Raw genomic sequence first — 26,996 nt, 5'->3', positions numbered from 1 at the left:
AGAGGTCTTACATGAAGTTAATTGAATTACTAGATAGATTAAATTGCACACCCACCTCCACTTTGGAAAAAATGGAGGTTTTGTCTGTACGCTTTTATAAACAGTCTCAAGAGATTGAAATTCATCTGTATGGGCAAAAGCCTTGTACTTATGATTGTTTCCAAGAATTAGACAATGAGCTCTTTCATCAACTTGGGCTGAAGATGAAATTTGTTTTTCATTGGGAAAACAATGAAATAAATGTCCTTCAATTTGAAAGTTATGTTCGACCTTTTTTTCAAAAGGAAAATGATTTATTTGTGTTTAATTTAGCTGAAATTCAGATTCTTTCGAAGCAAAAGTCGATTCAGTTTTCCTTTTTAAATCCCCAGTTGATTCAAAAAGGGGAAGAGGCTCTACCTTCTTTACGATCTTTATTAGACCAAATCGGTTTAGACGATTATGGGATTTCCATTGTTCAACATGAAACCTCTAGTGTCCCTATCGAACAAACGGTTGTATTAGAACGGCCGGTTATCAAAGAAGAAAAAACAGGTAATGCTAAAAAAGCACTCTATAAACCAAGAAAAACGAATGTGGAACTGATTCGATTAGATGAGGTATTTTCAGAAACGGGTCCCATTTATTTTGAAGGTGAAGTTTTTCAGGATGAAATCAGAGAATTAAAAGGAGGGAAAAAACTCCAAACATTATCTGTTTATGATGGCCATGGTGCCATTCATGTCAAGCGGTTTAGCTCTGATCGATTGACCATGGAAGATCTTCAGGAAATTCATACCGGTTTATACGTTCGGGTTCAAGGAAGAATCAGTTATGATACTTTTGCGAAAGAAAGCAGCTGTATGGCTAATTCCATTGAAATTATTGAGGCTCCTCAGAAAGTCATGGACAACGCTATCAAAAAAAGAATTGAATTCCATTCCCATACGAACTTTTCGGAGATGGACGGCGTTTGTTCACCTCAGGAAGTGATCCAATACGCTTGGGATTTAGGACATGAGGGAATTGTATTAACTGATCATGCGAATGTTCAATCGTTTGTCAAAGCAAAGCACTATGTTGAAGGATTGCGTCGGAAAGATCCGAATCGGTCTTTTAAGGTAGGTTTTGGTTGTGAACTAAATTTGGTTGAAGACGATCTTTGCATTGTTCGGCAACCAAATGATCAAAAAATAGATGAAGCTACGTATGTCGTTTTTGACCTAGAAACAACCGGTTTAAGTGCTAAATACGATTACATGATTGAATTCGGTGCTGTCAAAATCAAGAACGGACTTCGCTTAGATTCTAAACAACTTTTTATCAAACCACCGATTTCCATACCGGCTTTTATTGAGAAGAAAACCAACATTTCTAATGAAATGGTTCGAAATGCCAAGTCATTTTCAGAGGTGGTGGATGAATTGTTAGCGTATATTGGCGATGCGGTTTTGGTGGCCCATAATGCTAGCTTTGATTTCCCTTTCTTAAATGAGGAATTGCGCAGATTGTCTCGCAAGCCTTTGACAAACCCTGTTATTGATACATTGGATATGGCTCGTGCGATTCTTTCTGATCGCTCTCGTTTCGCTTTGGAGTATGTATCTAATCACTATAAGTTAAATTATTCTCGAAGTGATGCTCACCGAGCGGATTATGATGCCAATATTTTAGCGGATGCTTTTGAACATTTACTAGTAGATGCGAAACGTCAATTTCAAGTAGAAACCATTCGTGACTTGCAAGACAAGGTGCATACCGATAGCGATTTTAAACGCATGTTTTCAAAACACGCTATCGTCATTGCTAAAAATCAAGCCGGTCTTAAAGTCTTGTACGATTTGGTTAGTATTTCCAATACTGAAACTTTGGCTGTTAAAACTAAAAATGAAGGGTCTAATGCGATTGGGGAACCTCGTATCAAGCGTTCTACATTGCAAAAATACCGGCAAAATTTATTGGTCGGATCTGCTTGTTTAAATGGGGAAGTATTTGAGATGGCCTGTAATGGTGATGATGATCGACTTAAAAAAACAATGGCTTTCTATGACTATATTGAATTACAACCTTTGGGAAATTATTCCACTTCTTTAGAACTTGGTTCGCTTCCCAATTTAGCTCGTTTAAAAGAAGTTCAACAAAGAATGATCGCCATGGCTCATGAGCTGGAGCTTCCTATTCTCGCTACTTCTGATTGCCATTATTGTAAACAAGAAGAAAAGATTTTTAGAGACATTTATATCACAGCTAAGGGGGTTGGTGGAATTGCGCATCCTCTATACATCCGTAATGAACAAATTCGCCGAAGCCATCCGAATCCAGATCAACATCTTCGTTTAACCGATGAAATGATCAAAGAGTTTTCTTGGTTGAACAATTCTCAATTAGTAGAAGAATTGGTTCTGGATACACCTCATCAACTATTCAAGGAAATTGAAGAAATTGAACCGGTTCCTAAGGGAACGTATCCACCAATCATTGAAGGCTCTGATGACCAATTAAGAGAACTATGTCAAAAAACAGCCATGGACCGATACGGTTTTAGGGGAAAAGTGCCTGATCTGGTGCAAAAACGTTTGGATAACGAATTGGATAATATCATTCGAAATGGATTCGGAGTCCATTATTACATTGCATCTTTATTGGTTATGAAAACAAATGAAGATGGTTATGTAGTTGGATCTCGTGGTTCGGTTGGATCCTCTTTTGCGGCGACTATGTCACATATCACGGAAGTCAATCCGTTACCTCCTCATTATTTATGCCCGCAATGCCACTATTCTGAATTCTTCTTAAACGGAGAAGTTTTATCCGGTTTTGATTTAGAAGATAAAAGCTGTCCGCATTGTGGAGCTATCATGAAAGGAAACGGTCATAACATTCCATTCCAAACTTTCTTAGGTTTTAATGCTGATAAAACACCGGATATTGATTTGAATTTTTCAGATCTATACCAAGCCAAAGCTCATAATTTCATCAAAGATTATTTTGGTGAAGAACACGCTTTCCGTGCCGGTACAATCGGAACGGTTGCTGAGAAAACAGCTTTTGGATATGTGAAAGGCTATGAGGAAGATATGGGAGTACAGTTTAGCTATCCGATGAAAGAGTATTTGGCTATGCATTGCCAAGATGTAAAGAGAACTACCGGACAACATCCGGGTGGTATTGTTATCGTGCCAAGTAATCACGTTGTCGAAGATTTTACTCCTATTCAATATCCTTCCAATCAGCCGGGTCCATGGAAAACAACCCACTTTGAATATCATGATTATGGCGATCAAATTTTAAAATTTGATATTTTAGGACATGTCGATCCAACTTCTATGCGTTTGTTGCAAGAAATTGCGACAGTAAAACCGATGGATATCCCGATGAATGATCGAGATACTCTATCTTTGTTCTATGAAGATAAAGCTTTAAAGGCCGATCCAAGACTTTATCATCAAGAAACAGGAGCGGTCGGATTACCTGAATTTGGAACAGCTAATACAAGACGTGTTTTACAAGAAACCAATCCGCACACATTCTCTGATTTAACCATTTTATCCGGATTAACCCATGGTACCGATGTTTGGGCGGGAAATGCTGAGGAATTAGTCAAACAAGGTCATCCTTTAAATGAGGTCATTGGTTGTCGCGATGATATCATGACTTATTTATTGGATAAAAAATTAGAACCTTTAGATTCCTTTAAAATCATGGAAAGTGTTCGTAAAGGGAAAGGACTTACTGAAGAACAAGAAAAAACCATGCGTGAACATCAAGTTCCGGATTGGTACATTGATTCTTGCAAGAAAATCAAATACATGTTTCCTAAGGCTCATGCGGTAGCTTATGTTATGATGGCTGTTCGGATTGCTTGGTATAAGGTACATGAACCGATTAATTTCTACATTCAGTATTTGACTTTACGCTGTGATGCGTACGATATTTCCATTATGAGCAAAGGTCTGAATGCGATTCGCTTAGAAATGGATCGAATTAAAAAACTAATGGATACACGAGATCCAAGTCTATCTAACAAAGACAAGGCTTTGTTTAATACTTTAGAGATCTGTGAAGAAATGTATGCTCGAGGTTATTCTATTGAGAATGTCAATTTATATGAATCTTTATCCACCCGTTTTAAAAAATCACCGACTAATCCGAAAGCGGTGATCCCGCCTTTTGTCGTGGTGGATTCTTTGGGAGAATCCGTAGCTGAAACGATCGTTGAAGCTAGACAATCAGGGGAGTTTTTATCAAAAGAAGATCTCTTAGCAAGGACTCATTTATCTAAGACATTATTACAACGTTTTGAAGAAATGGGAATTGTTCAAAATCTAAATGATACTAATCAATTATCCCTATTTGATTGACATCTACCCGAAAGCTATTACAATAAGAGTAGTTGCGATGATCAAGACATGATTTGATAACGAGGCTTGTAGAGAGTATCCTGGTGGCTGAAAAGGATAAGAAATCTTATGAAATTACTACTTGTGAGCAATCTATGAAAATAGATCGTTTGCTGCGTTAAAGCATTTGAGCGTTAGAGTAATCTGACATAAAGGTGGTACCACGCTAGGCGTCCTTTGATTAGGAGGCCTTTTTGTTTTGAAAGGGAGAAATTATGAATTTTAAAGAAAATCCGGAATTGGAAGTACTCAATCATTCTTGTGCACATTTGTTAGCACAAGCAGTCAAACATTTATATCCACAAGCCAAATTTTGGGTTGGCCCGGTGGTGGAAGAAGGTTTCTATTATGATATTGATCTAGGAGATGAAGTCATTCGTGATGAAGATATCCCTAAGATTGAAAAGGAAATGAAGAAGTGCGCCAAAGATAATAAACGAATTATCCGTCATGAAATCAGTCGTGCGGAAGCTTTACAGCAATTCCAAGATGATCCTTACAAAGTTGATTTAATCAACCGCATGCCGGAAGATACTAATATTTCTATGTATAGTCAAGGGGATTTTACCGACCTGTGTCGTGGACCCCATGTTGAAAGCACCAAACTTTTAAAGAATTTCAAGTTATTGAAACACTCAGGAGCTTATTGGAAAGGAGATAAAAACAATAAAGTTCTACAACGTATTTATGGTGTTTGTTTTCCAACAGATACAGAATTAGAGGCTTACTTACAAGTTTTAGAAGAAGCTAAAGAAAGAGATCATCGTAAATTAGGAAAAGATTTGAAAATGTTCTTGTTTTCGGAAACGGTGGGTTCTGGCTTGCCGATGTGGTTACCAAACGGCTTCACAGTAAGACGTCTATTATCAGATTACATTATGGAAAAAGAAATCGCTTTAGGGTATGAACATGTTTTAACTCCTTCCGTTGCAAGTACTAAGCTTTATGAAGTGTCTGGTCATTTAGCTCACTATCAGGAAGATATGTTTCCGATTATGGAAAGAGATGGAGACAGTTATGTGCTTCGCCCCATGAATTGTCCTGAGCATATGATCATTTATAAAGCCAGTTTGCACTCCTATCGTGATTTGCCGGTTCGAATTGCTGAGATTGCCCATGATTTTCGGTTTGAAGCTTCTGGTGCTTTAACCGGAATTGAACGTTCCCGTTCTTTTACACAAAATGATTCTCATATTTTCTTGCGTCCTGATCAAATCGCAGAGGAAATTAAAAATGTGACCAAATTGATTTTAGATGTTTATAACGACTTTGGATTTAAGGATTATTCTTTCCGTTTATCGTTAAGAGATTTGAATAATACCGATAAATACTTTGGAAATGATGACTTATGGACTCGCTCTGAAAATGAATTAAGAGAAGTTTTAAAGGAAATGAAAGTTCCTTATTATGAAGCCGAAGGAGAAGCGGCTTTCTATGGCCCTAAGATTGATGTCCAAGTAAAATCTGCTTTAGGACACGATGTTACGTTGAGTACCATTCAACTGGATTATCAGTTACCGGAACGCTTTGAATTGGAATATGTCAATAAAGATAATCAGAAAGTAAGACCGGTTGTGATTCATCGTGCTATCTTAGGTTCTTTAGATCGTTTTGTGGCTTTCTTGTTAGAAGAAACAAAAGGGGTTCTTCCTTTATGGTTAGCTCCATTGCAAGTGGAAGTGATACCTGTTAATTCGGAAGCTCATGGCGATTATGCTTCTAAAATCAACCGTGCATTGAAAAGGGAAGGGATTCGCTCTCATTTGGATGATCGCAACGAAAAATTGGGCTATCGGATCCGTGAAGCGCAAATGAATAAAGTTCCTATACAAATCGTTGTGGGCAATCGAGATATTGAAAATGAAACGGTGACAGTTCGTACATATGGATCTAAAGAAGAAGTGACTCATTCATTTAAAGATTACTTAAATCAATTAGTAGAACAAATTGCCCAAAAGTCTAGAAATTAAAAAATGATTGACTACCATTCTATATATAAATTACAATTTAAGAGGTTGAAATTAAAGGAGATGGAGAATGAAAAACATTACTAAAGTTTTAGCAATCGTCCTGTTGTCTGTGTTGTCAGCTTGTTCTAATGGCGGTAAAAGCACTAAGAAAGAACCACCTAAGACGGAAAATGCCATGAAGGAATTCGCTAAAAATATGAAGGTGGATGGTGCAACCATCAAGATGGTTTATTGGCCAAAAAACGCAAAAGATTCTGTCCGTGTCAGCTTAGAGGCTAACAAAGATAAGAAATTGATTTCTGGTATTTCAAATGCCATAGAGTCTTTAGAAACCAAAAAAGTCAATGAAAAGCCTGTTTTACCTCAAACAAGTGTTGTGGATAGTTTTGAAATAGTAGTCAATGGGGTTACTTACAATGTCTCTTTCTATAAAGAAGGCTATGCCACATATAAAAACTTTAAGACAGGAGAAAATCAAATTCTTGAACTTTCTAAAGATGATATTGAATCGGTAGATAAACTGGCGAAGACATATCAAGCTAAGTAAACTAAAAAAGCGGAAAATCCGCTTTTTTTATGACTTTTGAGTCAAATAATCTAAAACAGAGTCAATGGAAATGGATTGTTTCATATGGCCACGTTCTTTGATTTCTACTTGACCATCCACTACATTTTTTCCCACTGTAATCTGTGTAGGGATACCAATGAGATCCATATCCTTGAATTTTACACCGGGTCTTTCGTCTCGATCATCTAATAAAACATCAATTCCTGCTTTTCTTAGTTGATCATAAAGGTCATTCGCTACTTGAATCTGTTGGTCATCTTTCATTGAAATGATTGTAATTGAACAACGGTAAGGCGCTAAATTCTTTGGCCAGTTGATACCATTTTCGTCATAATTTTGTTCCACAAGAGCTGCCATCGCTCTAGCCGGACCAATTCCATAACAACCCATCCAGACATATTCCAATTGATTGTTGGCATTAGAATATTGAAGATCCATCGCTTTTGAATACTTTGTCCCAAGTTTGAATGTATTTCCAACTTCGATTCCTTTTTCAAAGTGGATAAATCCTTGACCACTAGGGCAACGATCTCCTTCTTGAATTTGGCGAAAATCTCCATATTGAGAAACTTCAAAATCACTAGGATTGACATCACAATAATGATAACCGTCTTCGTTAGCTCCCACCACAAAGTTTCGTAACAATTTAATCTCTTCATCCGCTAAAATAGTGGCCTTTAAGCCAATTGGGCCTAAAGAACCGAATGGACAATGGAATAAGTCTTCTACTTTTTCAGATGAAGCCAGCTCCAACGAGAAACATCTTAAAGCTTTTTGGACTTTTGATTCATTAACCTCTCGATCGCCACGAACTAAGACAACCACCAATTGATCATCCGCTTCATAACAAAGCGTCTTAACTGTTCTTTTAGGATCAATATGGAAAAAATTAGCGACATCTTCAATACTGTGTTGACCAACGGTCGCCACTTTTATCATCGTTTTCTTTTCTTCAGTTGAGTTAAAATCTTCCGGAAGACAAGTGGCCACCTCTAAATTAGCCGCGTAAGATCCATCTTCATTTAAAGCTAATGTATCTTCTCCGACAGGGCTAAGTGCTTGGAATTCTTCCGATAACAAGCCACCCATGACCCCCGTATCAGCTTTTACGACCACATAATTCAAGCCTAAGCGATCAAAAATATTTTTATAAGCTTGAAATTGTTTATTATAACTACTATCCATTCCTGCTTCATTTGCATCAAAAGAGTACGCATCCTTCATTTGAAATTCACGCACACGAATTAAACCATAACGAGGTCTTGGTTCATCTCGAAATTTTGTTTGAATTTGATAAATAGAAAAGGGCATGTCTTTATATGAACGAATCTTCAATTTCGCTGCGGTTGCGAATAATTCTTCATGAGTTGGACCTAAAACATAATTTTGATTCTTGCGATCCTTCAGCGAAAACATATCAGAACCAAATCCCTCTCGTCTTCCTGAGGCAACATAAACTTCTTCCGGAATCAAAGAAGGCATTAGTAATTCTTGACAATGAATCGCTTCCATTTCTTCTTGAATAATGGATTTAATTTTATTAAAAACTTTCAATCCCATTGGTAGAATCATGTAAACTCCTGTGGAACTTTTTTTAATCATACCGGCTCGAACTAATAAATTGGAGCTTTGGGAATCTTCATCTTTTGCATTTTCTCTTAACGTAAAAAAATAACTGTTTTTTAAGCGCATATTTCACCTCTAACAGACCTTATTATATCAGTAAAACAGGCATTGAAAAAGGTGTTGGAATGGGATATAATCGTTTTAATTTAAGGAGGCTATCATGGCTAAATATTACACAGAACCATCTCATACCTTTAGTGAATATTTATTGATTCCAGGTTATACAGGAAAAGAAAATATTCCTACTAATGTCAGTCTTAAGACCCCTTTAGTCCGCTTTAAAAAAGGAGAAAATGCCCCATTAAAACTAAACATTCCAATGGTTTCAGCGGTGATGCAATCGGTGAGTGATGATCGTCTCGCGATTGCCCTTGCCAAAGAGGGAGGAATTTCTTTTATCTTTGGTTCTCAATCCATTTCCTCTCAAGCGGATATGGTAGAACGAGTTAAGAATTATAAGGCCGGTTTTGTGGTATCGGATGCGAATTTAATGCCAACCTCAACTTTGCAAGATTTATTGCATATTTTTGAAGAAACAGGCCATCATACCATGCCTGTTACAGAGGATGGTACCAGTCATGGTAAATTGTTAGGATTAGTCACCAGTCGTGATTACCGTTTATCTAGAATGGAACCGACAACATTAGTCAAAACCTTTATGACTCCTTTTGATGAATTAGTTACTGCACCAAAGACTACAAGTTTATCAGAAGCGAATGATATTATTTGGGATCATAAATTGAATACATTGCCCATCATAGATGAAAATCAAAACCTATGTTACTTGGTCTTTAGAAAAGATTATGATTCCCACAAAGAAAATCCAAATGAATTGTTAGATGAAGAAAAACGTTTACTTGTAGGAGCCGGTATTAACTCCCGTGATTATACAGAAAGAGTTCCGGCTTTAATTAAGGCCGGTGTTGATGTCTTGGTTATTGATTCTTCTGAAGGATATTCTATATGGCAAAGTGAAACCATTGCTTGGATTAAAAAACAATATGGAAACCAAGTTTATGTGGGAGCTGGTAATGTGGTGGATGAAGAAGGCTTTCGGTTTTTAGCGGATGCCGGCGCTGATTTTGTAAAAATTGGTATTGGTGGAGGATCAATTTGTATCACTCGTGAAACCAAAGGAATTGGTCGTGGACAAGCGACAGCGGTCATTGATGTCGCAAAAGCCCGTGATGCTTACTTTGAAGAAAAGGGAATTTATGTACCTATTTGTTCTGATGGTGGTATCGTTTACGACTACCATATGACGTTAGCTTTAGCCATGGGAGCTGATTTTGTGATGTTAGGTCGTTATTTCTCCCGTTTTGAAGAAGCTCCAGGTCAAAAATTAGTGGTGAATGGAAATACTGTTAAAGAATATTGGGGAGAAGGATCTGCTCGGGCTCGTAACTGGGGGCGTTATGATTTAGGGCAAGGAAAGAAATTATCTTTTGAAGAAGGAGTGGATTCATATGTTCCGTATGCCGGTTTATTAAAAGACAATGTAACGATGACCACCTTGAAAATAAAATCGACAATGTGTAATTGCGGGGCATTAACTATTCCGGAATTACAAGAAAAAGCAAAACTCACTTTAGTTTCATCAACCTCTATCGTCGAAGGTGGTGCCCATGACGTACAAGTTAAAAATAGAGATAATTCTTATAAATAATGAATGATTTTATAGTGAGATAAAGGGATACTGTCCATCTACATGATTTTTTCAAAAAGAAAGGAGCCATTTTTCTATGAAACTAGGTATACAAGCATTAGGTATACAAAGAAAGTATCTTTATAAAGGTATCCAATATTATGTCCAATATCTTTTTCGAAGAAAACGTTTAAATGATAAATACTTGGATGAATTACAACAAGAAGACATAAAAAAAATCTGTTTAATGGCTAGCAAAAGAGCTTATCAATTAATTGTTGGTGTTGGAATGATCTATTTGTTTGCTTTTATGTTTATAATTGCATCGATTATATCAACCCCGGTTCAAAACCAAACTGTTTTTACAAGATGGTATATAAATACGATTCAATCTGTATTTATGCTCGTTAACCGTAATCAGGGATCAGCCATCGGAACTATTTTATTAACCGGTATTAAGCTCTTACCAATTGCCATAATAGATGTCACCCCATTATTCATCATTATTTCACTAATCATAAATTGGTCTTTAGAAAAAGAATTAAAGAAAATAACTCATTAAAAGGCTAGCTGGGCTAGTCTTTTTTATTAGAGTGAATTCGTTTCTTATGGTAAAATAACAATAGGAGTTTTAGATATGAGTCGTAGTGTGCAAAGAGAAAAAGCTGTTTTATCGTTATACGCCTATTTGAGTTTACCAAGAGATATTCATAGCATTATGGAAGATTCATTCGGTTCTTTAGATAAGGCCGATCCTTATTTCATTCGAGTGGTTGAAAACGCTCAGGAACATATTCAGGAATATACGAATTATATTAATCAAGTTCTTGAAAATTGGACTTTTGATCGCTTAGGTACTATTGAAAAAGCTATTTTATTGATCGGCTGTGCAGAGTTTTCTTTAAAGGAAGTGGCGGCGGTTATTATTATTGATGAAGCGGTAGAGTTAGCGAAAACCTATGGTGAAGCGGATAGTTATCGTTTGATCAATAATGTACTGGATGTTATCTGATGGAAAATATACATTCTGTCAGCGTTGTTTCCAAGCGCATTAAATCTCTTTTAGAAAGGGATTTACCATTACATAACTTTTTAATGGAAGGGGAAATTTCCAACTTTCGTTCTTCCAAACACTGGTACTTTAGTTTAAAAGATGAACAAGCTTCTATTAATTGTGCTATTTGGAATTCAACCATATCCCATATTCCTTTCAAACCGCAAAATGGCGATCAAGTAATTGTTAAATGTTCTCTAGGTGTTTATGTCCCAAACACTTCCATTACCTTGACCATCACTGCTATGCGTAAACAAGGGATTGGTGATTTGATGCAACAGTTAGAAGAATTAAAGAAAAAATTAAAGACAGAAGGTTTGTTTGATGCCAAACATAAAAAACCGCTTCCGACCTATCCTAAAGAAATTGGTATTATCACTGGTAAAGATACCGCTGGAAAAGCGGATATGATCCGAACCATAAACCTTAGATGGCCTATGGCAAAACAATTTTTTTATGAATGTCCCGTGCAAGGATCCGGTTCAATTCCTTTGATCTTAAAAGCGATTCAAGAAGCGGATCATGGTCATCATGACGTTTTGATCTTGGCCAGGGGTGGGGGATCTTTAGAAGATTTATTTATCTTTAATAGTGAAAAAATCGTCCGTTGTGTCTATGCGTGTCAAACTCCAATTGTGACTGGAATTGGGCATGAAACGGATACCACTTTAGTGGATTATGTTTCTGATTTACGAGCCAATACTCCAACGGGGGCAGCGGAAGCTGTCACACCTAACCAAATAGAAGTTCGTCAATCCTTACGTCACATGTTTTCACATCTCATTCAACAAATGTTGACACGTTTATCACTTGTTCAACAGAATTTAAGTCGTTTAGAAAAGAGTGCGTATTTCCAAAACCCTGAACTGCTAACAAGAGATAAAAGTTACCAATTGGATCAATATGTATTGCGTTTATCCAAACAAAAAGAAACGTTATTGGAATTACGGAAACAATGTAATCAATGGATCCACCGGTTTGAATCTTCTGTTATTCAAAGGTCTCGTTTTTATCAAAATCAATTACAAGATTATCAAAAACAAATGAAACAAAAGCTCCAAGAAACAAGCTCAAATCAGAAATATCACTTATCTCAACAAAAAAACACCTTATCAAAAGCATTGCAGCAATATAGTCAATTGAAGCGAAATGATTATCATCACCTCATTCAACTGTTAGATGCCTATTCCCCTTTAAAAATTTTGAATCGAGGCTATTCCGTTATCTTAAAAGAAGGAAAAGCAATTCATTCCGTAGACGATTTAGCGATAGGGGATATGATTGATATACGCTTAAACGATGGTTTTATAAAAGCTAATATACAAACAAAGGAGAAATCATGAAAGAATTAAAATTTGAAGATGCAATGAAACGCTTAGAAGATATTGTAAAACAATTAGAGAGCAATGAAGCTCCTTTGGAAGAAACCATCTCTTTATTTGAAGAAGGATTAATTCTAGCGAAACAATGCGATCAACAATTAAAACAATTCGAAAACAAGGTGAATGAACTGGTAACGGAAAATAAGGTGGATGAAAATGATGTTTGAATCCTATCTTCAACAGAGCCTATCCATTTATGAAGACGGAGTCTTAAAAAAAGCGATGGAGTATGCTTTGATGACGAAGGGAAAACGCATTCGTCCTCAGATCATCTTTCATACATTGAAAGCCTTCGGATTACAAGAGGAACTTGGCTATGCTTATGCATGTGCTTTGGAATACATCCATACTTATTCCCTCATTCATGATGATTTACCGGCAATGGATGACGATGTTCTCAGAAGAGGAAAGCCTACCGTTCATGTTTCTTTTGGAGAAGATCTGGCGATTTTAGCTGGTGATGCATTATTGACAGAATCCTTCTATCAATTGACCAAAAATACACTTTCTGATAAGCAGAATTTAAAAGCCTTAGAAGTGCTAAGTTCCCATGCTGGTGCCAATGGAATGGTTTTAGGGCAAGTCATGGATATGCGAACCAATCAATTCAGCACCCAAGAGGATATTGAAACGATGCTCGAAAAGAAAACAGGGCGTTTATTGGAAAGCTCTTTTGAATTAGGAGCGATTGCGGCCAATCAACTGGAACAATTGATGTCTTTTCAAGAAGCAGGAAAATGGATTGGTCTGGCTTTCCAAATTCAAGATGATCTATTAGAGGTTGAAAAAACAACTGAAGAATTAGGAAAATCCAATTCTGATGAAAAAAATAATAAATATACCTTACTGAAATTAGTCGGTCTAAAGCAAGCAAAAAAATTAGAACAAACGTATTACTGTCGGGGGATAGAACGTTTGAAGTCCATTCCTAACTTGGATTCATCCATTTTAGTGGAATATATTCAATCCATTCAAAATCGTCAATATTAGGAGAAATGCTATGAAGTTAGAGGATATTAAAGATCCGACGTTCTTAAAAAATAAATCCATACCTGAACTAAACGAATTATCCAAAGATATTCGTCATTTTCTGGTTGATTCTATTTCAAAAACTGGTGGTCATTTAGCCAGTAATTTAGGAGTGGTTGAATTGACTGTTGCTCTTCATAAAGTTTTCGATAGTCCAAGAGATAAGATTATTTTTGATGTAGGACATCAATCTTATATTCATAAGCTATTAACAGGAAGAGCTAAGGATTTTCCGAGCCTTCGTCAGTACAAAGGTCTCTCTGGCTTTCAAAAAAGAAAAGAATCTGTTCATGATGTTTGGGAATCAGGTCATTCTTCCACATCGCTAAGTGCCGCCTTAGGAATGGCTGTCGCAAGAGATATGAATCAAGAAAATTACCAAGTTATTGCAGTTATTGGGGATGGTGCTATTTCTTCTGGAATGGCTTTAGAAGCTTTGAATGAAATAGGGGAAGAAAAGCGAAAAATGATCATTGTTTTGAATGATAATGAAATGTCCATTTCAAAAAATGTTGGAGCTATTAATGCTTCTTTATCAAAAATGAGAACTTCAAAAGCCTATAGTTTTTTAAAAACTTCTATTAAAAATTCAATTCCGAAGAATAAAATTGGGAAATCTGTCTATCAATCTTTAGCAGATATCAAAAATAAAGTGAGGGAAGGATTAACTCATGGTGGCATTTTCGAGGAATTTGGTATTGATTATTTAGGGCCTGTAAATGGTCATCGCTATAAAGAGTTACTACCTGCGCTGGAAATGGCAAAAAATCATCATGGTCCTATTGTCATCCACGTGCTTACTCAAAAGGGAAAAGGATATGAACCATGTGAAAGGGATCAGTCCGGCTCTTGGCATGGTGTTGGCTCTTTTGATCCTATGACCGGTACTTTTCTAAATCATTCTATGAAAGGAACCGTTTCAAATGCTCAAGTAGTTACCCATGCTTTGATGGACTTGGCAAAAAAAGATCAAGATATTATTTGTATTTCTCCAGCAATGGTTCATGGTTCGGCTTTGGGACCGTTCTATGCCAAATATCCGGATCGATCTTTTGATACAGGGATCGCCGAAGAGCATGCTGCTACTTTTGCGGCAAGCTTGGCATTAAGTGGTAAAAAACCATTTCTGTGTATTTACTCTTCTTTTTTACAAAGAGCCTATGATCAGGTACTTCATGACATTGCAAGACAAGATGCGGCTGTTGTGATTGGTATTGATCATGCTGGTTTAGTAGGAGGAGATGGAGAAACTCATCAAGGTATTTATGATGTGTCTTTCTTAAGAACCATTCCGAACGTCATCATTTCTCACGGAAAAGATGCTTCAGAAACACGAAATTTACTATATACCGCTTTCCATCAAAATCATCCTTTCGCACTTCGCTATCCAAAATCGATTCAATCAGATGAAACGGAAGAAATGGAAGCCATTGAAATTGGATCTTGGCAGATGATGGATGATTCTGACCAAATAATCGGTACCATCATCACCTATGGAGACGATGTTTATCGTTTTAAAGAAACTATTGAAGCCAATCATTTGCCATATCGCTTGATAAATGCTCGTTTTCTAAATCCAATTGATACAAACATGATGGATCAGTTGATTCAAGAACAATTACCGATCTATACCTATGAATCTGATGTGAAAGAAGGGGGATTAAGTTCTGCAATTCTTTCTTACTTAAATGCTAAAAATTCCAAGCAATTTTTAAGGAGATTCGGTCTTCCTAGTGAATATATAGAACAAGGAGACCCTCAACAAATCAAACGTGATTTAGGCTTAGATATTCCTACCGTTATTGAAGCTATTTTAAAAGGAACTGAATAACTATGTTAGAACATCTCTATATTCAAAATTTCATCTTAATCGACCAATTGGAATTGGATTTTCCAGTTGGCTTTTCGGCAATCACGGGTGAAACGGGGGCTGGTAAATCTATTTTTTTAGATGCTTTATCCTTATTACAAGGTCAAAAAGCGTCCAGTTCAATGGTTTCTAAGGAGAAGGCGATTATTGAAGGGAGCTTTTCTCTAAAAGGAAATAGTCCTGTCTCTTCTTTTTTGAAAGAAAATGGTTTTGATGTAGAAGATTCTTTTACTGTTACACGAGAAATTTTATCTAGTGGTAAATCTACCGCAAGAGTGAATCGCCGTATAGTACCTCTATCCTTTTTACATACCCTTTTGGAAAATCAACTGGATATTCATGGTCAAAAAGATTCAGCTTATCTTCTTCAAAAAATGAACCATATTTATTTGTTAGACAAATACGGACATTTTTATCACCAAAAAGAAGAAATAAAAGAAGCATACGAAAACTATAAGAAAGTCCTAGAAGAAAAAGAAAACTTTCTAAATACTCAATTAAAAGAGGAAGAATTGGATTTCTATCAATTTCAACTTCATGAATTAGAAGAAGCTCATTTGAAAAAAGGGGAAGAAGAAGAATTGAAGGATTTAGAAAAACAAGCAAAAGAAGCTAAAAAAATCCGCTCAAGATTATCTTTCTTTATTTGCCTATTATGATACAGAAGTTTCAGATTCTCTTTATCAAACCATCAAAATGACGGATAGATTAAAAGGGGTGGAGGAAAACTTAACAAAGATTCATGAAGCTTATGAAAACTTGGTGGATGGTCTAGAATCCATTCGTGATCAATTGAACCCGGATTTTCTAAACGAAGATGAAATCAATCAAGTTGAAGAACGCTTATTTTTAATCCAACGTTTAAAGAGAAAATATGGTCCAAGATTAGAAGATGTGATTCATTATCAGCAAGATCTAGCTAAGAAACTAGCTCATTATGGTGAACAAGAATTTTATCTGAAGAAAATCAATGAAAAGATCGCTATTTCTTTTGAAATCTATTCTAAGAAAGCCCAAGAACTAAGTAAAAAACGACAACTAGCCGCTAAATCTTTGGAAAAAGAAGTTCTTCAACAACTGAAAGACTTAGAATTACCGGCTGCTCAATTTAGAGTGCTTTTTCGTTCCATAGAAGGAAACCTCAGTGGTATAGATGATGTGGAGTTTTTTGTCTCTATGAATAAGGGTGAAAAATTAGCTCCTCTAACAAAAGTGGCGAGTGGTGGTGAATTATCTCGTTTTATGTTGGCTCTAAAAGTCATTTTTACAAAATTACAAGGAATTCAAACCATTGTTTTTGATGAAATTGATACCGGTGTATCCGGTCATGTCGCAACAGCCATTGGTGAAAAAATGGCTTTATTAGCGAAAGATTGTCAGGTTTTTTCTGTCACACATTTGGCTCAAGTAGCTTCTTTAGCCAATCATCAATTCTTAGTTTCTAAATCCGTAGATCACACTCATACGCAAACAAAGGTTCATCTTTTAAGTCAAGAGGAACGAGCTAGTGAGTTAGCTTATTTATTCTCTGGAAATCGTAGTGAGAAAGCTATTGAAGCGGCTAAGGAATTGTTAGAACATGTCTAGAATATACTTTCATGTGGATCTCAACGCTTTCTTTGCCAGTGCAGAGATACTTCGTGATCCCAGTTTAAAAGGAAAACCTATCGTTGTATCTGGTCAAACAAAACGTTCGGTTGTTTCAACGGCTTCCTATGAAGCTAGAGCTTATGGTATCCATTCAGCAATGTCTATTATTTTAGCTAAGAAACTTTGCCCGGACTTAGAAATAATTGAAGGTCATTATTCTTATTATCGTAGCTTATCAGATGAATTTATGACCATTGTTCGCTCATTTTCTCCTTATATGGAAAAAGCCTCAATTGATGAATGTTATGTGGATGTAACGGATGTGATTCAACAATATAAGCATCCATTAGATTTAGCCGTTCTTTTACAAAAAGCGATTTATCAAAAAACGGGTCTTGGTTGTTCTATTGGTATCGGCCCCAATTTATTTCTTGCAAAAATGGCCAGTGATATGAAAAAGCCAATGGGAATTACTGTCTTACGAATTCGAGATGTTGAAGCGAAACTATGGCCTTTACCTGTTCATAAGATGCGTGGCATCGGACGGAAAACTTTACCGAAAGTAGAAGCTTTAGGAATTAAAACCATTGGTGATTTAGCGAATTATCAACCCATCCAAGATTTAGGAAAAATCTTCAAAAATAGTACCGATTCTCTTTTAGAAAAATGTCGAGGCATCGATCGTACTCCCTTAGAATTAGATTGGCAACGAAAATCACTTGGAGTATCCGAAACGCTTCTGGAAGATATAAGCGATTATGAAGAATTAAGAGGTTTATTGCGTTCTTTATCTAAAAAGTTGCATCACCAGTTAGAGAAAGAAAAAAGGATAGGAAGAGCTATTTCCATTCGCATTACTTATTATAATTTTCGAAATGTATCCAGATCATTATCGGTCAAACAAGGTATTTATCTAGAACCCGATATCTTTGACTTGGCTTTACAATTATTTGATCAGTATTGGGAATACGATGAACCGGTTCGTCTTCTTGGTATTACCATCACTGATTTTATGGATGAACATCAAGCCATACAGCAATTAAATCTGTTTGAAGAAGAAAAAATAGATCCAACACAACAGATTATTGATGAAATTAACCGTTTAACATCAATTCCCTTATTAAAAAGGGGAAATCAAGCGAAAACGAAAGGGAAGAGGAGAATACATGAAACTTGATCAAGCTTTTCAACAATTCCACCTTCATTTAGAAATCAATCAAGGAAAAAGTCCTAGAACTGTTCGATCCTATGAAAATGATTTAAAACAATATCTGGCATATTTAAAAGAAAAACATATTTTGGATAGTCAGAAAGTAACACTACAGGTAGTGCAAGATTTTTTATCACAGCAATCAACTATAAAATCATCTAATTCAGTTGTTCATATGGCCACCAGTATTCGTAATTTCCATGAAGACATTGAATTTTCAACTGGAGAAGAAAATCCTGTTTCTTTGATTCAAGTACGAAAAAATGAAACCTATTTACCTTCGTTTTTAAGTGTAGAAGAGGTGAAACAATTATTAAATAGTTTTACTCGTGACGATCCAAAACAAGAATTAAATCGGACGATTTTAGAACTGATTTATGCCTGTGGTTTGAGAATTTCAGAACTATGTTCCTTAACCGTTGCACAAGTTCAATTAGAAACAGGAATTTTAAGAATACTGGGAAAGGGGAATAAAGAAAGAATTGTTCCCATTCCTAATCAAGTAGTCAAAGATTTAGATTATTACTTAAATCTCATTCGTCCTATTTGGAATCAACATAAAACTAATACGTTCTTTATTAATCATCTCGGTAATCGAATTACTGCTCGCAGTATACAACTTCTTTTAAAACAAAAAGCAATGGAATGTGGCTTTCAAAAAGACATCACTCCTCATAGTTTAAGACATACTTATGCGACTCACTTATTACAAGCAGGGGCTGATCTTAGAATCATTCAAGAGCTTCTTGGTCATTCTAATATCAAAACCACCGAGATATATACACACGTTCAAAACCGACAATTATTTGAAGCGTACCAAAATTTTCATCCTTTATCAAAAAAGAAATAAGATAAACGGATAGAATTCTGGTAGCTTATATTAAAGATGTTAGGAGCTTTTAAGAAAATGTTTAAAAATCAGACGGAAAAGGTAAAAAGTAAAGAAAAGGTTATATTGTCAATGCCGATGTTTCAAGGAGATAAAGCCTATTCTTTAGATGCAGTAGTAGAGGATTTAAAGCAACATTGGAAATTGAATGTCAAAGATATTGAAGGTGATGATACCGTGGCTATATTGACCATTGAGGATGAGACTGTAGCGATTGCACTTATGCCAATTCCCATACCTACACAAGAGCTTGAGCCACTATATGAATACTCTTATCTGTGGGATGGGGTAGAAGAAGAAACAAAAGCTCATACAAGGCATGCGATAGTTTCTGTTATGTCTGGAAGTAAAGATATAATTAAGAGATATTCTATCTTATCTAAGGTAAATGCTTCTATTTTAAGAACCTGTGAAAATGCTATAGGAGTTTATCATGGAACATCCACACTGTTAGTACCGAATGAACTATACATAAATCTTGCAGAATTGATGAAAGAAAACACACTGCCCATTCAACTTTGGGTATATGTTGGTATTATAAACAACGGTAATAAGAGCAGTGTATATACTTATGGTATGAAAGAATTCGACAAATCTGAAATGGAAATTATTGATGTCGATATGGAGGGTAGTGAATTATACTACTTCTTATTGTCAATTCTTGAGTATGTATTGGCTGAGGATATCATATTAAATGATGGTGAAACCATTGGCTTTACTGAAGATGAAAAAATTAAAATTATAGAATCGAAGGCTGTATATGTAGATGGTAATTCCTTAAAATTGGATCTGTAAGAAATGTGATTGATAAAAGAAGTCGTCAAAATTAAAAAATCGCATAACATACATTATGCGAAATTATAATCAATGATCATTTTTGCGTTTAATGCCAAAAAAAGATGTCCCTATCGGACATCTTTCATCGTATTTTAAGATATAAAATAAGGTTTAATACTGGAAAGCAACAGTTCTGTGCTCATAAAAATAAGCATAATGTTTAGTCGAACTACTTCCACTAATTTCTCCCTTTAAACGAATCAATTTATTTAGACCAAACTCCCCTGAAGCAGCTATTCCTGAAGTTTGACTTGAATGATGATAAAAGTCTCCATTTACCACATATTCAATCTGATATGGACTTCTAAGCCATGCTTTGATTTCTCCTGAAAACTGTTTTGACATCCCTTTATAAGATCGTACTAAGGTAACATAATAAATCGATTTAATACCCCAGTATTTTTTCCATTCACTTGTATAGCAATAAAAGGAGATGTGTGGATAATATTGACCACGTTTTACCGGTAATCCAACTTCAAGTTCTCTAGTTGTATCAGAAGACATGCCCTTTGCGATTAATCGATTAATTTTATATTCATCCGGATATAAAGTCACAAAAGCTTTCTTATAACTAACTCCATTTTCTTTAGAGAACTTTCTGGCTGTTTCTTCTTTAGTCATCGGTTCACTTATTGAAATTGTAAAATCTTTCCCCGAATTTCCGCTTTTTGTTTCAAAATCAGTTGCATTGACTTTCAAAAAACCTGAAAAGATACATGATATAGAAATAATCACTGAAAATATACTATAAACTACCCGCTTCATTTTTTCTCCTCTAAATAGTATGATAATAATCCTTTAACAAATACCAAAACGCCAACAATAATATTTGGAACAACAAAAGCTGTATAGGGAATATTTTGATAAAATTGACCAACAGTAACAGCAAAATTCAAATCAAGAAAATGATTTAAAAATACTGAAACAGGTGAAAACAATATCAAAATAATTCCAATAATTGAATAGATTGTTGATTTTTTCATGAATCCTCCCATCGCAAACTGATTTCAATGACTTCCGTCAGAAACTAAAGGCCGTTCTTATATCTTGAAGGATTATAAGTCAGCATATTTCCTCTCCCTTCATCTACATATATTGTAACATCTTTCTATCAATTTTGTGAATCATTCACAAAATCCAAAACAATGATCCAATACTCTTTTTCATTAATCAAATGGAGCGATTTCATCCGGAAACCACTCCATTATAATTAATATTCTATATAAAAAGATTAAAGTGACGGTACTTTGAAAATTTATCCATAGTTATATACGAATATACATACCTATACACACCCACCATCTTTAAGGGTATAAATATCACCAATCTTCAGCCTACTGTGTTCTTTATCACTTTTGTATAAAAAATTCAGTATATTAAAATTTTTACGTATAACATTCATGTTCCTGATCTTGAATTTATTACCGAAACTTCTTGAAGGATCACCCTTGTGCTTAAAACCGAATGGTTACAGTCTTTGCATCTTTTGAAATTATGGTGCTCCTTAGAACCATTAAACACATCAACTTTCTTAGAGTTCCTCTCCTCTTCAATGTACAAATGATATCATTATTTAAATTTGATTTCCATGTTAAAGCTAAATTATAACAAGTATTAAATTTATAATAGGTATCAAAGAAAGATAACTACAATCCATTAGTCAGGAATCTCATCTATCAGTTGCTTAGTATATGAGTATCTGATTTTATCTGATTCAGAGTCTAAAACAATGATCAGATATTCTTTTTTATTTTTCTCTAATAAAGTGATTAAATTAAAATGGTTTCCTAAAGATCCGGTCTTCATTCCCTTGACTCTTTTATCATAAAATTCTGAATTTGGATTTAAGAAATCGTTAGTATTATACCAAGTTTGTGTTTGTTTCTTTGGATAAATATAAGTGATTGTATATGATTGACTAGAAATAATGTCCCTTATCCAATCCTTTTGTAATAATCTTTCACTAACTTTTATTAAATCTTGAATATTGGTTTTAGCTTTAAAATCATATCCACTAGAATCCGCTATGGAAGTTCCTAAAAATTGATGTTTATTCAGATACTCTTGAAATCCTTTTTTAAAAGCTTCCATACGTTGTTGAATATCCACAGCCTTGGGGTTTATTTTCGCTCCTATGGCATCGGCTAATACATAAGCAGCATCATTACCGGATGGTATTAACATCGCTGCTGCTAAGCTTTTAAAGCGATAATCCGTTGATTTTAAATGGGCAGTTGAAGAGCCTTTTTTAACCATCTTTAATGTTTCACGATTAGCATGGATATAATCATCCAATTGAAAAAACTGTTGAGCATAATCCACCACAAATAGCTTTGTCAAGCTAGCCGGAACATAAGATTCATAGCTATTCTTACTGAAAAGGATTTTATGATTGGTCAAATCCATGACGGCATAAGATTTTGCACTAAATTCCTTCTCAAATTTGAGAGATTCTGACGAATTAATAACTTTTTGAAATAATCTTTGACCATGATAAATAAAAGGATCTTTTATAAATAAAGCAAGGAGAACTATCAATAAAACAATTAATGATTTACGGATTCTTCTCTTCTTTTTTCTTTTCTTTTTCATAATTCAAATTTATCAAAAAAATCCTTGAAAAGACAAGGATTTTTAATGAAATTAAGAATTTCTTAAAGATTTATCTTGAACAAATTCTACTAAAGCTTTCGCTGCTTCATCAATACCACGATCGCCCTTGTTTGAAAGACCAAGACAGGTATAAATTTCACCAACTGGAATTTTTTCTTCAAATAATTTATCAAAAATTTGATCAATCAATAACTTTGTGGCTTCTTGCATTTGCATTGGACCAAAAGGATTCGCAAAGAAAGTGGTGGACAACCCTTTTTCTTGTGTGGTGCCTAAGGCCAACCTTTTCCCTTCTACAAAGACAGGCTCAGCTTCTTCACGATTATTGAAGATATGAATTCCTCTTTTATCTGTGTAATTATTAGCGTATAAGAAAACATCAATGGGATGATCTTTAACAATCACTTCATAAGTAGAGGCAGGAATCACCACCCGAGCATTCGCTTTTTCCGGATTAAAGAAAATAGAGCGATCCATATCTCTGTACGCTGTTCCCTTATCTAAGTCGTCCAAGCGAACAAAAGCCCCTATTTCCGTTCCTTTCCCATAAGGATGGCCATCTTTTCCAATATGAATCGTACCCATATCATCAAAGATGATTTCTTGATGATCAATTAAATCAGAAGCTAATGTATTTAAAGCTTCTAACGTTTCAGACTTACCAGCTCCTGAATCTCCCATCAACATAAGTCCTTTTTTTGTTCCATCTTTTAAATAAAGATTGACCATTGCACCATGGATTGGCAACCAGCCACGTGTAATCATGACTAAATTATGGAGTGTTAACATTGATTTTTTGGTATAACCAAAGTAATCAATGACCGGATCATCCGAACATTTACCAACCCAAATATCATTTTTTAGGTCATGATAAAATGTTGTTTCTTTTTTCCCATCCGGATTCCCAAATAAAAGGATGGCATCCGGTTGTTGATCAATCGACTCTTGAGCATTCGCTAATTCGAATAAATTCGCACAAGCCACTGCTGAACCCAGAAAGTTACGATGAAAATAAGCATACAATAGAATAGTACCAATCTTAGCTGGATAACAAATCCATTCTTTTTCTCCCTTGATAAAATCCTTTATTGGATTTAAGGCTGTTTCTTTAAAAATATTCGTCCTTTTATTGTGCTTTGGATGAAGAATCAAAGGAGTACGAAGTAAAATTTGAGAAATAAAAGGAATGTCTTGTAAAGTCTCATATCCCGGAATTGTTTTCCATTTATAATAGCTTAATAGCATGGAAGCGTTGGTCCCGGCTTGCAATTGACGATAAACTTTATTTTTAGAACCTTGCACTTTTTGTTGAATTTCCCGATAAAAATTTAAAACAATCTTGCTTTCTCTTTCATCAGCTTCAATAAAATTTTGAATTTGAAAACCTTCTTCATGATGTGTATACAAAATAGAATACCGTTCTAAAGAACGCCAAAAATGATAGCCTTCCTCAATTAAGTCTAGTAAAATTTTAGGATCTTTAACGTATTCATCTTGAATTTCATTCACTTCACAAATTAATAGTTGTTTTAAAACCATCTTGATATGAGACTTCATTTCTGAAGAATCATAAACACAAAGGTAATGATACAAATCAATGTGATGTTTCTGGATATAAGATAGATAATGACTTAAAAAACAATCAAACGCTTCCGTTTCCACTACCTCGTGTTTATTTGTAATGTATTTTTTAGAATAATTAAGAATAACCATATCTCCATGATAATAATAAGATTCTTTCACATATACCTCCTATCGTAAAAAGACTAGAACCCTAGTCTTGGATGTTCATTTCAGAATGTTCCTTATCCAAAATGGCTTTATACATCGTTTCTGCACCAACATAACATCTCAGAAGATCTTCCAATTCATCTATCGCTTCTTCTAATTGAGAATATCGTTCTGGTTCAATACATTCCATAGCCATAAATTCAGTAGTTGTTTCATCTGTCACTTCTGTTCTTTTCCCATCACGCCAATTCCAGCATCGACAAATAACACCCGCTTCATCATAATAAGCAATTTCACCAGCTAAAGGAGGTTCAGGCTTATCCGAACCAATTGGCCAGAAATCTTCTCCCCCTTTCATAATGCCCACATGAATATCTCCTACAAAAGCATCCATATTTTCAGCTCCGATAGGAAAAGCATATTTTAAGGAAATCGCATTTGTGATATCTACCGTAGGGGCAATCGTTTTTACCGGGTGATCATGCAAAACTCGTTTCAATAAAGACTCTATCGAACAACGAGCTCCCTTTTTAGTAGGAAATTTTGCATAAGCTTCACGCCATACACGAATCACCGGATTTTCTGAAATCACATCACTTGGTAAATATTTTTTCGATTTCTTATTGGCATCATCTAATAATTGTTTGATTTCAGCAGCACTTTTTTCATCCAATTGAACGAATTCTTTCACATTCTTAACCGTCAATACGGCTATTTTAGCAGTTGGGAAAATTTTCCAAAAATTTTCATCCACAATAAATTTTCTCATGATATTTCTTTCCTTTTATCTTATTTTGGTGAATTATTTAATTTTTATCTTCATAACCAACCATCAGTCCTTGATCGGAAATATAATATGAACAAAGTATACTAGTTGGATGAATCACAACTTCTGCTTTATCACTAACTTTTTCAATCAATTCTTTTAATTCCAAAGCCGCTTCTTCATGATTGGCATGAGCGATATACACTTTCCCCCCTGCAAAGCCGCTATTAACCATTTCCTCAACAATTTTAAGGACAGATCGCTTGACGCCTCTTAGTTTATACAATAATTCCAAGGTTCCCTCATTAGAGGCTCTTCCTACAATGCGAACACCTAATAAACCAGCCAATTTAGCAATCGTTGAAGAGACACGACCATTTCTTGCTAGGTTGTTTAGATCTTGGATATAAAACAATAAATGAGTGTGTTTCATATAGTTATTAATTTCTGTACAAATTTCAGCAAAAGATAATTTTTTCAAAATAAGCTCTCTTAATTTTTCAGCAATTAAGGGTAACTCAGGCCCTGCCGATAGAGAATCAATAACTAAAATATTCGCTTCCGGATGCTCCTCTAAATACATTTCTTTAGCTTGTACACAAGCGTTATAACTACCTGATAAAGCACTTGTTAAAGTAATCGCAAAAATACAATCTGCACCATCAAAACAAGAAATCCATTCAAATGTATTGGGACAAGAAGTACTCGTTTTCCCTTTTGTATTTTTGAGGACTTCACGAAAACGGCTCAAATTCGTTTTTTCAGTATCATAAAATTCCCCTTCTGTTGTAATCACTTTCAAAGGAACACTCTGATAGTCCACTCCCTCTAAATGAAATAAATTCGAAGATGAATCCGAAACAATCCTATAATTCATGATGACTTCCTCCAATGTATGACAATTATACTCATATTTTATTTATTTTCAAAAGCTTAGTTCGCTTCAATCACTTCAATTGAAAATTCTAAATTCGGCATGCAAGAACGAAGATCTTCTTCTAGGTTCTTCAAAGCTTGAATCCTGGAATGGACATCTAAAACACCATTTCCTTGAACAATAAAAATCGCATTTTTAGTATGATCATCAAATTTATAATTTTCTCCATCACGAACACCCATCCAAGCTAAAATTCCTTTGGCATCTTTATACACATAATCTGTCTTAGCGACATGCTTAGGAGTTGATAAGATAGGATAGAACTCATCTTCTTTTTGACTGACTGTAAAGATGAGCGGTTCTTGAATTTTATCAAAATCATGACCACCAATGGCAATTAAAGAGCGTAGACTTTCTACATTATAAATATCCACAATCGTATTAATATGAGGCATCCCGCCGCGATGTTGAATATTGCGTACAAAACTGGGAATAGTAGGCGGATTCTTTTTGATACTACGCCCTACTTTTTGCATGAGAGAAATATAACCTTGTACATTTGGATGCTGAATCACCTCATTTATATCTACTTCTAAAGCCCATTTTTCAATTTCGGCTTGTTTCTGAAGAAAAGAGTCAGAAAATTGAGCTTTCGGATCCACATTCTTGGCATACGCTACCACCACAGAGGAAACTCCTAATTCTTTCATACTTTGATCCACAATAATATTCATCTTTTTTACCTGAAATCCTTTCAATTTCAATCATCTAAATCTATGTTGCATTTTCAATCAATTCACATAAGATTTTTAAACAATCATTCCTCTTCTCATAGCCCTAAAATCAACCCATATCCATTTTTCCATCTGGAGCAAAATGATACAGCTTACCGCCAATACGCGCCCAACCAGTTTCGGCATGACCATCCGGATTAAACCAGTACTTACTACCATCAATCTT

Annotated in this window: 23 protein-coding genes and 1 pseudogene; 15 read left to right on the top strand and 9 right to left on the bottom strand. The window is 35.2% G+C overall.

Annotated elements, in window-relative coordinates:
* The first annotated feature begins 11 nt into the window (after positions 1-11).
* From HMPREF9013_RS06185 to HMPREF9013_RS06175, 3 genes are all read left to right on the top strand, one after another.
* On the top strand, positions 12-4,340 hold the full coding sequence (locus HMPREF9013_RS06185; protein ID WP_006627527.1) for a PolC-type DNA polymerase III: 4,329 nt from the start codon (positions 12-14) through the stop codon (positions 4,338-4,340).
* Between the two features lie 254 nt (positions 4,341-4,594).
* Complete coding sequence (gene thrS / locus HMPREF9013_RS06180) at positions 4,595-6,349, top strand: threonine--tRNA ligase (protein WP_006627526.1); 1,755 nt, start codon at positions 4,595-4,597, stop codon at positions 6,347-6,349.
* A 67-nt stretch (positions 6,350-6,416) separates the two neighbouring features.
* The gene (locus HMPREF9013_RS06175; protein WP_006627525.1) at positions 6,417-6,896 is read left to right on the top strand and encodes a hypothetical protein; all 480 of its coding nucleotides are present in this window, start codon (positions 6,417-6,419) and stop codon (positions 6,894-6,896) included.
* A gap of 27 nt (positions 6,897-6,923) precedes the next feature.
* Here the strand turns inward: HMPREF9013_RS06175 and HMPREF9013_RS06170 are convergent, their stop codons facing one another.
* The gene (locus HMPREF9013_RS06170) at positions 6,924-8,609 is read right to left on the bottom strand and encodes a proline--tRNA ligase (RefSeq protein WP_006627524.1); all 1,686 of its coding nucleotides are present in this window, start codon (positions 8,607-8,609) and stop codon (positions 6,924-6,926) included.
* 94 nt (positions 8,610-8,703) lie between these two features.
* Between HMPREF9013_RS06170 and HMPREF9013_RS06165 the strand changes: the two genes are divergently transcribed.
* The 12 genes from HMPREF9013_RS06165 to HMPREF9013_RS06110 all read left to right on the top strand — a co-directional run bounded on the left by HMPREF9013_RS06165 (position 8,704) and on the right by HMPREF9013_RS06110 (position 20,007).
* Positions 8,704-10,209 (top strand): IMP dehydrogenase, encoded by a 1,506-nt coding sequence (locus HMPREF9013_RS06165; protein ID WP_006627523.1) that lies wholly within the window; start codon positions 8,704-8,706, stop codon positions 10,207-10,209.
* Positions 10,210-10,285: 76 nt separating this feature from the next.
* Positions 10,286-10,750 (top strand): hypothetical protein, encoded by a 465-nt coding sequence (locus tag HMPREF9013_RS06160; RefSeq protein WP_006627522.1) that lies wholly within the window; start codon positions 10,286-10,288, stop codon positions 10,748-10,750.
* 75 nt (positions 10,751-10,825) lie between these two features.
* On the top strand, positions 10,826-11,200 hold the full coding sequence (gene nusB / locus HMPREF9013_RS06155) for a transcription antitermination factor NusB (RefSeq protein ID WP_006627521.1): 375 nt from the start codon (positions 10,826-10,828) through the stop codon (positions 11,198-11,200).
* Positions 11,200-12,585: an exodeoxyribonuclease VII large subunit gene (gene xseA / locus HMPREF9013_RS06150; protein ID WP_006627520.1), complete on the top strand. Its 1,386-nt coding sequence runs from the start codon at positions 11,200-11,202 to the stop codon at positions 12,583-12,585. Before nusB ends, xseA begins: the two co-directional genes overlap by 1 nt.
* Positions 12,582-12,791 (top strand): exodeoxyribonuclease VII small subunit, encoded by a 210-nt coding sequence (xseB, locus tag HMPREF9013_RS06145; RefSeq protein WP_006627519.1) that lies wholly within the window; start codon positions 12,582-12,584, stop codon positions 12,789-12,791. The genes xseA and xseB overlap by 4 nt, the downstream gene beginning before the upstream one ends.
* Positions 12,781-13,614, top strand: coding sequence for a polyprenyl synthetase family protein (locus HMPREF9013_RS06140; RefSeq protein WP_050772094.1), 834 nt, complete (start codon positions 12,781-12,783; stop codon positions 13,612-13,614). Before xseB ends, HMPREF9013_RS06140 begins: the two co-directional genes overlap by 11 nt.
* A gap of 10 nt (positions 13,615-13,624) precedes the next feature.
* Positions 13,625-15,484, top strand: a complete 1,860-nt coding sequence (gene dxs, locus HMPREF9013_RS06135; protein ID WP_006627517.1) for a 1-deoxy-D-xylulose-5-phosphate synthase — start codon at positions 13,625-13,627, stop codon at positions 15,482-15,484.
* Between the two features lie 2 nt (positions 15,485-15,486).
* The gene (locus tag HMPREF9013_RS06130) at positions 15,487-16,182 is read left to right on the top strand and encodes an AAA family ATPase (RefSeq protein ID WP_006627516.1); all 696 of its coding nucleotides are present in this window, start codon (positions 15,487-15,489) and stop codon (positions 16,180-16,182) included.
* A 37-nt stretch (positions 16,183-16,219) separates the two neighbouring features.
* The gene (locus HMPREF9013_RS06125) at positions 16,220-17,110 is read left to right on the top strand and encodes a DNA repair protein RecN (protein ID WP_006627515.1); all 891 of its coding nucleotides are present in this window, start codon (positions 16,220-16,222) and stop codon (positions 17,108-17,110) included.
* A complete protein-coding gene (gene dinB / locus HMPREF9013_RS06120) occupies positions 17,103-18,290 on the top strand; it encodes a DNA polymerase IV (protein ID WP_006627514.1) in 1,188 nt (395 codons plus the stop codon). The genes HMPREF9013_RS06125 and dinB overlap by 8 nt, the downstream gene beginning before the upstream one ends.
* The gene (locus HMPREF9013_RS06115; protein ID WP_006627513.1) at positions 18,280-19,173 is read left to right on the top strand and encodes a tyrosine-type recombinase/integrase; all 894 of its coding nucleotides are present in this window, start codon (positions 18,280-18,282) and stop codon (positions 19,171-19,173) included. The genes dinB and HMPREF9013_RS06115 overlap by 11 nt, the downstream gene beginning before the upstream one ends.
* A 57-nt stretch (positions 19,174-19,230) precedes the next feature.
* Positions 19,231-20,007 (top strand): DUF4261 domain-containing protein, encoded by a 777-nt coding sequence (locus tag HMPREF9013_RS06110; RefSeq protein WP_006627512.1) that lies wholly within the window; start codon positions 19,231-19,233, stop codon positions 20,005-20,007.
* A 153-nt stretch (positions 20,008-20,160) separates the two neighbouring features.
* On the opposite strand, the gene HMPREF9013_RS07290 is transcribed toward HMPREF9013_RS06110, so the two are convergent.
* The 8 genes and pseudogenes from HMPREF9013_RS07290 to HMPREF9013_RS07715 all read right to left on the bottom strand — a co-directional run.
* A complete protein-coding gene (locus HMPREF9013_RS07290) occupies positions 20,161-20,814 on the bottom strand; it encodes a hypothetical protein (protein WP_006627511.1) in 654 nt (217 codons plus the stop codon).
* Positions 20,811-21,032, bottom strand: a complete 222-nt coding sequence (locus tag HMPREF9013_RS06100) for a hypothetical protein (protein ID WP_006627510.1) — start codon at positions 21,030-21,032, stop codon at positions 20,811-20,813. Before HMPREF9013_RS06100 ends, HMPREF9013_RS07290 begins: the two co-directional genes overlap by 4 nt.
* 673 nt (positions 21,033-21,705) lie before the next feature.
* Complete coding sequence (locus HMPREF9013_RS06095) at positions 21,706-22,641, bottom strand: D-alanyl-D-alanine carboxypeptidase family protein (RefSeq protein WP_006627509.1); 936 nt, start codon at positions 22,639-22,641, stop codon at positions 21,706-21,708.
* Positions 22,642-22,692: 51 nt separating this feature from the next.
* Entirely contained in the window at positions 22,693-24,405 is a 1,713-nt protein-coding gene (locus tag HMPREF9013_RS06090) for a phosphoenolpyruvate carboxykinase (ATP) (protein WP_006627508.1), read from the bottom strand.
* A gap of 31 nt (positions 24,406-24,436) precedes the next feature.
* Positions 24,437-25,162, bottom strand: a complete 726-nt coding sequence (locus tag HMPREF9013_RS06085) for a B3/B4 domain-containing protein (RefSeq protein ID WP_006627507.1) — start codon at positions 25,160-25,162, stop codon at positions 24,437-24,439.
* 37 nt (positions 25,163-25,199) lie between these two features.
* Complete coding sequence (locus HMPREF9013_RS06080) at positions 25,200-26,036, bottom strand: DegV family protein (RefSeq protein ID WP_006627506.1); 837 nt, start codon at positions 26,034-26,036, stop codon at positions 25,200-25,202.
* A gap of 56 nt (positions 26,037-26,092) precedes the next feature.
* Positions 26,093-26,770 carry a B3/B4 domain-containing protein gene (locus HMPREF9013_RS06075; protein WP_040333725.1) on the bottom strand — a complete coding sequence of 226 codons (678 nt, stop codon included), beginning with the start codon at positions 26,768-26,770 and terminating at the stop codon, positions 26,093-26,095.
* 109 nt (positions 26,771-26,879) lie between these two features.
* Positions 26,880-26,996: pseudogene (locus tag HMPREF9013_RS07715) on the bottom strand (hypothetical protein); the annotation flags it as partial.

Origin of the sequence: Bulleidia extructa W1219, from assembly GCF_000177375.1 — a bacterium.
GTDB lineage: Bacteria > Bacillota_I > Bacilli_A > Erysipelotrichales > Erysipelotrichaceae > Bulleidia > Bulleidia extructa.
Note: the sequence above shows the minus strand (reverse complement) of the source record. Positions and strands in the feature narration are given on the sequence as shown.

Bases quoted from the DNA above. Each gene is read 5' to 3' on its own strand.
- HMPREF9013_RS06100 (WP_006627510.1), bottom strand. From the start codon at position 21,032: ATGAAAAAATCAACAATCTATTCAATTATTGGAATTATTTTGATATTG.
- HMPREF9013_RS06160 (WP_006627522.1), top strand. From the start codon at position 10,286: ATGAAACTAGGTATACAAGCATTAGGTATACAAAGAAAGTATCTTTAT.
- HMPREF9013_RS06130 (WP_006627516.1), top strand. From the start codon at position 15,487: ATGTTAGAACATCTCTATATTCAAAATTTCATCTTAATCGACCAATTG.
- HMPREF9013_RS06080 (WP_006627506.1), bottom strand. From the start codon at position 26,036: ATGAATTATAGGATTGTTTCGGATTCATCTTCGAATTTATTTCATTTA.
- HMPREF9013_RS06095 (WP_006627509.1), bottom strand. From the start codon at position 22,641: ATGAAAAAGAAAAGAAAAAAGAAGAGAAGAATCCGTAAATCATTAATT.
- dxs (WP_006627517.1), top strand. From the start codon at position 13,625: ATGAAGTTAGAGGATATTAAAGATCCGACGTTCTTAAAAAATAAATCC.
- xseA (WP_006627520.1), top strand. From the start codon at position 11,200: ATGGAAAATATACATTCTGTCAGCGTTGTTTCCAAGCGCATTAAATCT.
- HMPREF9013_RS06175 (WP_006627525.1), top strand. From the start codon at position 6,417: ATGAAAAACATTACTAAAGTTTTAGCAATCGTCCTGTTGTCTGTGTTG.
- HMPREF9013_RS06185 (WP_006627527.1), top strand. From the start codon at position 12: ATGAAGTTAATTGAATTACTAGATAGATTAAATTGCACACCCACCTCC.
- HMPREF9013_RS07290 (WP_006627511.1), bottom strand. From the start codon at position 20,814: ATGAAGCGGGTAGTTTATAGTATATTTTCAGTGATTATTTCTATATCA.
- HMPREF9013_RS06140 (WP_050772094.1), top strand. From the start codon at position 12,781: ATGATGTTTGAATCCTATCTTCAACAGAGCCTATCCATTTATGAAGAC.
- thrS (WP_006627526.1), top strand. From the start codon at position 4,595: ATGAATTTTAAAGAAAATCCGGAATTGGAAGTACTCAATCATTCTTGT.
- HMPREF9013_RS06165 (WP_006627523.1), top strand. From the start codon at position 8,704: ATGGCTAAATATTACACAGAACCATCTCATACCTTTAGTGAATATTTA.
- HMPREF9013_RS06170 (WP_006627524.1), bottom strand. From the start codon at position 8,609: ATGCGCTTAAAAAACAGTTATTTTTTTACGTTAAGAGAAAATGCAAAA.
- HMPREF9013_RS06115 (WP_006627513.1), top strand. From the start codon at position 18,280: ATGAAACTTGATCAAGCTTTTCAACAATTCCACCTTCATTTAGAAATC.
- HMPREF9013_RS06075 (WP_040333725.1), bottom strand. From the start codon at position 26,770: ATGAATATTATTGTGGATCAAAGTATGAAAGAATTAGGAGTTTCCTCT.
- nusB (WP_006627521.1), top strand. From the start codon at position 10,826: ATGAGTCGTAGTGTGCAAAGAGAAAAAGCTGTTTTATCGTTATACGCC.
- HMPREF9013_RS06125 (WP_006627515.1), top strand. From the start codon at position 16,220: ATGACGGATAGATTAAAAGGGGTGGAGGAAAACTTAACAAAGATTCAT.
- xseB (WP_006627519.1), top strand. From the start codon at position 12,582: ATGAAAGAATTAAAATTTGAAGATGCAATGAAACGCTTAGAAGATATT.
- HMPREF9013_RS06110 (WP_006627512.1), top strand. From the start codon at position 19,231: ATGTTTAAAAATCAGACGGAAAAGGTAAAAAGTAAAGAAAAGGTTATA.
- dinB (WP_006627514.1), top strand. From the start codon at position 17,103: ATGTCTAGAATATACTTTCATGTGGATCTCAACGCTTTCTTTGCCAGT.
- HMPREF9013_RS06085 (WP_006627507.1), bottom strand. From the start codon at position 25,162: ATGAGAAAATTTATTGTGGATGAAAATTTTTGGAAAATTTTCCCAACT.